Genomic DNA, 6,982 nt, shown 5'->3' on the forward strand with positions numbered 1-6,982 from the left:
CAACTCTTTGATTTCAAGTTTGTCAGCTTTAGCCTGCTTCTTTGCTTCAGCTTCCCGCTCTTTACTCGACTTAAACCCTTGCATACATTCGCAGCGCCAGCTTTGGATTTGTTCTGGAAAAAGACCTTTTTCACGATCATATTGGTTGAGTTCACTTTCTATCATTGAGTTGGTTTTAGCGATAATGGCAAGTTTAGTTTGAGCAGACCACTGCTCTGATGAAGTGTTGGTATTTGGGACGGCGGCTCCTGAATGTCTGAGTTGCTGGCGCCAATGATACAGGGGCGCAGTGCTAATTCCTTCGTCTTCTGACACTTCTTTAACTGACATCGAATATGGAGGTAATAGCTTCTTCAATATAGCTTCTTTTCTTTCTACTGAGATACGAGACACAATTACTCTTTATCGCCCAAACTGGTTAAATTCTAACAGTGACAACTACCCTGCCAGATAGAGATAGTGTACGGTTTCGAGAATGACTTCAGAGGGAAAGTGGCAGCCTTTAAACATGACGATTCAGAGTGTTGAGTGGAAATTGAACAAATCCTAACCTAAAGCTTCAAAGTTTGCGATAGAACCATTTTCAGGTTGTCGAAGAATTGTGTGGGCAAGTTGATGTGGAAGTTGGCCATATTTCAGCAGATAAAATATACGATACCGATGACGTCTATGACGCATTAGCGAGCGAATTTCCAGAAACTGACATAGCGATTCCTCCCAAAGAAAATCTGTATGCTGACGACGCTCATAACCCTAAAAGGGTGAGCAATTTGGTGGTGTACTCTGCATTAAGTCCCACGCGCAGGTAAAAGACAAAGCAGTATGGAAAACGGAATGTCTCAGATAATGCAATGTAGCGTTACAAAACAATTATTGGCCCCAAATTACACAGTAGAGACTTTAACAATCAACAACAGGAAATGATGCAAGCGGCATCAATATTAAATCGATTTATGCAGCTTGGTATGACTGAGAGCTATCGAGTCGCCTAATGACATCAAAAGACAAAGTGGGTTGATTACGGAAACAAAGCCACTCAGAAGTGGCTGATGAACCGTACTTTTTGTCGGCCCAATATACAACGAGATTAAAAGATCTCCCTCAGATCATATATTGAAGGTTTCTAAACCTAGATTTGTGTATGGACAACTTTCGTGAGGGACGAGCGAATAGTTGTCCATACACAAATCCGACAAAGCAACGCCAAAGCGTTGCCCGTCAGGTTTATGCATTCGTTACTCTCTATGGCACCAATACTTACGGAAATTGGAAGTCCGTAGTAGGAAAGTAGAAAAACATTGATCGATGAACGTTAAGCTAGTTTTTCTAATATTCTTTATTTTATGTGGATAAGTAGTTTTTTTATTTAATAAATTGAGTTTATCCACATTATCCACAATCTCTATAACAGTATATAACCTCTATATGATCTATAATTTATATAAGATCTATAATTGCTAAAAAACACTTTAAAATCATAATGATATTGAGGTTTTGGCAACATATTATTAGTGTGATTGATCTTGTAGTTAGTCTTGTTGATCTTTTAATTAGTCTGGGGGTAACAAGAAATTAGTGTTATTGATCTAAATTTTAGTGTGAAGGTTACATTTTTTTAGTGTCCAAACAGACTTTATCCCATAAGTCTTGATATTGAGTGTTTCATTTTAGTATTTCTATTAAGGTTACAGGAATTTAGTCTAAAATTGTGAATTACGTTCTTGAGGTTACTGAAATTTAGTCTTATCCTTGTACTACACTAATAATCTGTTACCTGAAACTAATTACTATGACTGACCATCGACAGTTGATCACAACTGAAGACTACCGTGAATTGCCTAATGACTTTTTTAAGAAAAGCCATGCTTTAGTTTTTAGCCAGCTAGGACTGACGGCGAGAGAGCATGATACATTTGCACTCTTCCTCTCTCGACTACACGAAGACCATTGGGTTGCGTATCAGGAAGGTCGACACGTATACGCACCTGAATATACGTTTCAATCTGAAGTGTTAAAGGAGTGGTTTGGTCTTTCAGCAAAGCAGCTTTATCCAACATTAAAGCCTATGGCTAAAAGGCTCTCATCGCGCAAAGTAGGCTTAATGAACGATGCTGATCAAGAATTTGATTTTATGCCTCTTTTTAGTCGAGTTGCGTATAAAAAAGGGGCGCTAATTATGGTGCCTAACGCTGAATTAATGGATGCTTATCTTGCTCAGTCAGCTGGCCACGCTCAAATTAACCATTTATCTTTTCGTAGTTTGAAGTCAGAACATTCTAAGCGCCTTTACACTATTCTATCTCGCTTTAAAAAGTCTGGAATGAAGTTGCATGAGCAATCGATAGCGCAATTACATGGTTTATTCGGTCTCTTAGATGAGCAAGGGAAGTTAACCAAATCCAGTTATACCAACAACAAGGTCTTCATGGAACGATGTATTCGTAAGCCAATCGAAGAGCTTGCTTCTAACGAAGAAGTGAGAAAAGAGCTAAGCTTTTTGGTTGATGAAGAGTCTGGATCGTATGGTTATAAAGCTCGTTATCGAGGAAAGAGTATTGTTGCGCTTGAGTTCCTTTTCCAATGGAAGCAAAAAAGTGACAATAAAGGTGAGGCATTGGAAAGAGCAAAGTTAGCTGAAGAGCTAGCACCTGATAACCCGATGTTAAAACTCGCAAAAGAAGCCTTTAATATTGTACTTTCATACCCTGTCAATGGTGAGTTAAGTAAACACCATAAACTCGCCATTGAAAGTGTTAGGATGGGTATTATCGTAATGCCTGCAGATATGCAGTTTGATTCTATTTTCTATCACAGGTTAGAGTTAATGGAATTATGATTTTCAGGTAACAGATTTTTAGTGTTTTGCAGCTAACACTAAAAATTTGTTACCTTCAGTGATACTGATCTCAAGTTTTATATTCATCAACTTTGTTATGACATCTAAATAATAATGAGGTGGTTTGTTGTTCATAGGGCAAAACAACCCCCATTGTCCCCATTAAAAACCCCGCTCATTGGCGGGGTTGTTATTTACTTATCTTGCACTTTTTCAGAAACAAACCGTATGATATCGTCATACACATCAACGGGCAATCTACTCAATTCAATCTTAAGCCCCCGCTTATCACTGCTGTGAGATACCTTTGCATACTTGTTCTTGTCATCGAACAGCGCTAATGGTTTAGTCTTCCAGCTTATTTTATCTTTACCCTTTAAAAGCTTCGACTCCATCTGAGCAAGAACTTGCTTTTGTTTATCTTCTACAGAGACTAAATTATCTACATCCACCTTAAGTGAACTGATGAAATGTGCCGTTGTAGTACCTTCTTTATCTAACTGCTTTTCCACTTTAGCCAGCTTAGCGTAGTAACCATTTGGGATCCCTTCGCAATCAGGAAAGACCTCAATCAAACGCTGATCAACTGATGCTGCAGCAAAGCGCTTTCGGCAAGTTTCACGTCCAATATTCAGATAGTCAGCTAGTTCATCGAGCTTCGTAAAGCCTTGTGCTTGCATCACGCTTTTGTAATCAGCTCCCAATTCTCGGTAAGACAAGCGCTTTACAGATTGAGTAGTTTGAATAAAAGCGAGCAAATCAGCTTGGTCGATCTCCCCTTCAATAACCCATAGAGGTAAATCTTTTTTAGCATGGATGCAAGTGAAACGGCGACGTGAGCTATCAAGTAACTGGTAAGTGCCCTGCCCGTCTTTGGTCGCGACGCCTTCAGTATGTACGCCCTCTTCCTGAACGCTTGGTAATATATCACGCACAGCATCAAGCGTAAGCGAATCTTGGCGACGTGGATTTAAAGGGTGAATTGCAGTTTTAACTTCAAGTTCATCTGATTTAACCACCACTCTTTCTGCAGTGGCTGTTTTACCGCTAGCAAACGTGAATGTTTTTTTAGGGGGTTCGGCTTTAACTCGTTTTCCTAATTGATTGCCTTGGTTAAAGCCGGTTCGCTTGTCTTGAGGTCGTAACATGTTATAGCCCTTTTGTTGCTAGCTGCTTAATTTCAGTGATGAATTGGTGGTACACGGCATTCACCGATGTCATAGCTAAATCAAATTGTTTACCACTACAAATCTGCTCTGATTTTCGAATATCCAGTACTGTACGGTTGCTTTCCGCAGCCGCGACAAACGCTTCAGAGTGACGGATCGCTGTTGATAACAAATGCCCTTGCGCCGCCCGCAGCAATTTATCAAACACTTTAACTTCATGAGCGCTCTTCTCATCGAAGTTCACTGGAAGCAATTTAGCCCACTTTAAATTTTTTCCTTGTGATGGTAATGCTCTAAATGTACCTGGCATAGTGGCCATGTAGTTACTCGTTGAGGCAAAATCAAACTCTCGTGGGGTGACTGGAATCAAGACCGCATCAGCCGCCTCATTCACTGCCCAGAGAATTGGAGAGTTCTGTGGGGGCGTATCGATGAAGATTAGGTCGTACTCTTCTTTAAGTATGGGTAAGATTTTTTCACGCAACACACTCAGCAAATTCCGTTGACCTATTTCATCTTGCCCCCAGTAAGAATCGACAAAGCGTTCGTCTGATGGGAAGGCAGGAATCACATCTAAGTTAGGGAGGTGAGTCTTAAACGGAATCGCTTTAACTAACTCGTCATAACGGTAGTCATTAAGGTATTGAGAAAAATCACCTTCGGGCTCTTGGCCTGCTAGCGCGATATCAACAGCTGTCATGTAGACTGATTCATCGTCGGCTTGATGAATCAGGTTTTGGCCTGTTGAGCCTTGGGGATCTAAATCTATCACTAGGCAGCGTGCATTAAGATTAAGATCAAGCGCAGCAGTGGTCGCTAGGGTTACTGTCGTGGTGGATTTGCCAGTGCCCCCTTTATGGTTTTCCACTACAACGGTTGTCGGTTCAAAGCGCTGGTTGTACTTAGGAAAGTTCATGAACTCCATCATATTGGCGACGTCGAAGCGATTATACAGGTGAGTGCGTCCTTGGATAATAGGAGCGCCAACGACGCCCTGCTCGGTTGCTTCATCTATTCTAGAATTGAAGGTCACACGAGATAAGCCAAACAGCTCTTGAAGCTCTTTCTTCTTCAATGAGTGATTATAGATAAGCCTATCGACACTCCCCTCAATTTCTGTATCAGTTACTTTGATCTGCATACGCTCTTTGATAACGGCTTTCAGATCTGACTGCTCTTGCTGCATACGTTCACAAACAAGTTCTAATGAATCGATGATGGTGGTCATTGGGTGCCCTTAATGCCTTAATTTCATGTAACCAATATAAAGCACTAAAGATACAAATTAAACCTTTTAAGAATATTTTTAATTAATAAAGGTTTAAGTTTGATGGGTGTCTAAACGGGGACAATGGGGGTTGTTTTCAAAACAACCTTATCAAATTACTCTGAATATTATTCTTTCATCTGGTTTAACAGTGGTGGTGCACGAGACTTAATTAAGGGCAATAAGTACGTATTTGAGAGAGCACTAGACGTGATTTTAAAAGAGCGATCTGCTATCGGCGTTGGGAAATTTAAGCAGGTCCGCTTTTAATAGCGGTCTACCAGTAATAGTCGGTGCTCTATTTACGGTTGAATTCAAAGAATTCTTCAACGTACTGAATAAACTTAAATAACGAGATTAACCTTGTTATTCTTAGCGTGTTCAAGTCACGCCTTAATTGTTAATTATGTTTGGGCTGAGGCGCGGTTGTATCACCTTGACTACCTTGAGCTCAGGCTTTTCGGACGTTCTTCCACCGGATTATAAGAGTTAGCGACCATTCATGAGCCTTAACTTAAAGTACTATCAAGCAATAGACCAAACGATTTCAAACGCCTCCCCTCTCGTTATTATTCATTTGACCAAAGCCAAGCCTATTGGCCTACAAAAAAAAGAAATGAGTTTTTGGTAGAGTTCATCAAGCCAAAGATAAAACAGCCTCAATATTCTAAATGTAAGAAAGAGCTGAAGACCATGCTGAGTATAGGCAGGAATGCCAAGGGCCACCTAGAGGAAAATTTATGGCAAATGAACGAAATTAACCTCAATTATCAAGCCAAATTCACTCATTAGGATGAGCTCTACATCATGTTGACCGCTCTCTTTGAACAGCAGTGTTTTGCCTCAATGTTAGAAAATGAAACCTTTTTCTAAGAAGGTTAAAACTCATCGATTAAATACGTTGATTGATAAAGTCCAAGGTACAGGAACCTATCGAGTGGAAGTGGGTCATATTGATGATCAGGAAGTTATTCATCTGCTACTGCATAGGACTGAAAAGCAAATGCTAGTCGATCTGTTGAAAGTTCGGAAATGTCTTGCTGCTCGATTGTTGGTTTATGTCAGTTCTAATAGCGATCCTGATATGAGTGTGGTGATGAAAGCGGTGGAGGGGGGCTGTTGGATGAATGCATGATTCATTCCCTAGGAAACTATACTTATGCTGCAAAGGTATTGGGACTCGATCGTGGCACAGTAAAAAGGAGGTATGAACGCTTTCTCAAAGAGAAAGGTGAGATGAATTGTATAAGGACATAGGTCATGGTTCATTTTCTGGTCGTTATCACTTGATTTTTATCACGTGTGCTTCGTTTTATCTCTAATAGAGTGGTTCTGTTGTTGATGCTTCTTCACTGGGACGTTCTCGCTCCGCTCGGTTTATTCCTTCGTTTTGCTCCTCTGTCGACAACTTGAGTTGCTTTATCGAGCCTGCTCGATGAGCTTCTACGTTCCTGAGAACAATCACCCAAGGCACTTCTCTCTTCGTTCGAGGCACCTCGTCCTCTCTCCTCGTTGATCTCTCTGTCTTTGAATAAGTTCGAATAAGGGCTTGTTTTCTTATGCGCCGATTTCTTTCACTCGCTTCATTTTTGGGTTCGCAGGCTGTTAACCGTCTCTCCCCACAACCTGTTTTTCAAGGGAGGCTTTGCCGCTGTGCGCCCTTGCAAAGCAGAACGATGTTGAGAGAGCGGACAGCCAAGCGGCTCCGAA

General features: G+C 40.8%; 6 protein-coding genes. 3 read left to right on the forward strand and 3 right to left on the reverse strand.

Annotation, left to right across the window (positions count from 1 at the left end; translation table 11 throughout):
• Positions 1-393: transposase (locus tag ACED28_RS22260; RefSeq protein ID WP_371710777.1), on the reverse strand; the 393-nt coding region annotated here is incomplete at its 3' end.
• A 1,396-nt stretch (positions 394-1,789) separates the two neighbouring features.
• On the opposite strand from ACED28_RS22260, the gene ACED28_RS22265 reads away from it, so the two are divergent.
• On the forward strand, positions 1,790-2,836 hold the full coding sequence (locus ACED28_RS22265) for a replication initiation protein (RefSeq protein ID WP_280604793.1): 1,047 nt from the start codon (positions 1,790-1,792) through the stop codon (positions 2,834-2,836).
• A gap of 194 nt (positions 2,837-3,030) precedes the next feature.
• On the opposite strand, the gene ACED28_RS22270 is transcribed toward ACED28_RS22265, so the two are convergent.
• Both ACED28_RS22270 and ACED28_RS22275 read right to left on the reverse strand, forming a co-directional pair.
• Entirely contained in the window at positions 3,031-3,984 is a 954-nt protein-coding gene (locus ACED28_RS22270) for a ParB family protein (protein ID WP_102258082.1), read from the reverse strand.
• A gap of 1 nt (position 3,985) precedes the next feature.
• Positions 3,986-5,233 carry a ParA family protein gene (locus ACED28_RS22275; RefSeq protein ID WP_017098231.1) on the reverse strand — a complete coding sequence of 416 codons (1,248 nt, stop codon included), beginning with the start codon at positions 5,231-5,233 and terminating at the stop codon, positions 3,986-3,988.
• Between the two features lie 663 nt (positions 5,234-5,896).
• Between ACED28_RS22275 and ACED28_RS22280 the strand changes: the two genes are divergently transcribed.
• Both ACED28_RS22280 and ACED28_RS22285 read left to right on the forward strand, forming a co-directional pair.
• On the forward strand, positions 5,897-6,064 hold the full coding sequence (locus tag ACED28_RS22280; RefSeq protein ID WP_017098234.1) for a DUF2913 family protein: 168 nt from the start codon (positions 5,897-5,899) through the stop codon (positions 6,062-6,064).
• A 64-nt stretch (positions 6,065-6,128) separates the two neighbouring features.
• Complete coding sequence (locus ACED28_RS22285) at positions 6,129-6,407, forward strand: hypothetical protein (RefSeq protein ID WP_017098235.1); 279 nt, start codon at positions 6,129-6,131, stop codon at positions 6,405-6,407.
• The last annotated feature ends 575 nt before the right edge of the window (positions 6,408-6,982 follow it).

The sequence above is a fragment of the Vibrio sp. 1F253 genome (genome assembly GCF_041439295.1).
In the GTDB taxonomy this organism is placed as follows: Bacteria; Pseudomonadota; Gammaproteobacteria; order Enterobacterales; family Vibrionaceae; genus Vibrio; species Vibrio tasmaniensis_A.

Coding starts and splice junctions, on each gene's coding strand:
- ACED28_RS22265 (WP_280604793.1), top strand. CDS start 1,790: ATGACTGACCATCGACAGTTGATCACAACTGAAGACTACCGTGAATTG.
- ACED28_RS22275 (WP_017098231.1), bottom strand. CDS start 5,233: ATGACCACCATCATCGATTCATTAGAACTTGTTTGTGAACGTATGCAG.
- ACED28_RS22270 (WP_102258082.1), bottom strand. CDS start 3,984: ATGTTACGACCTCAAGACAAGCGAACCGGCTTTAACCAAGGCAATCAA.
- ACED28_RS22285 (WP_017098235.1), top strand. CDS start 6,129: ATGAAACCTTTTTCTAAGAAGGTTAAAACTCATCGATTAAATACGTTG.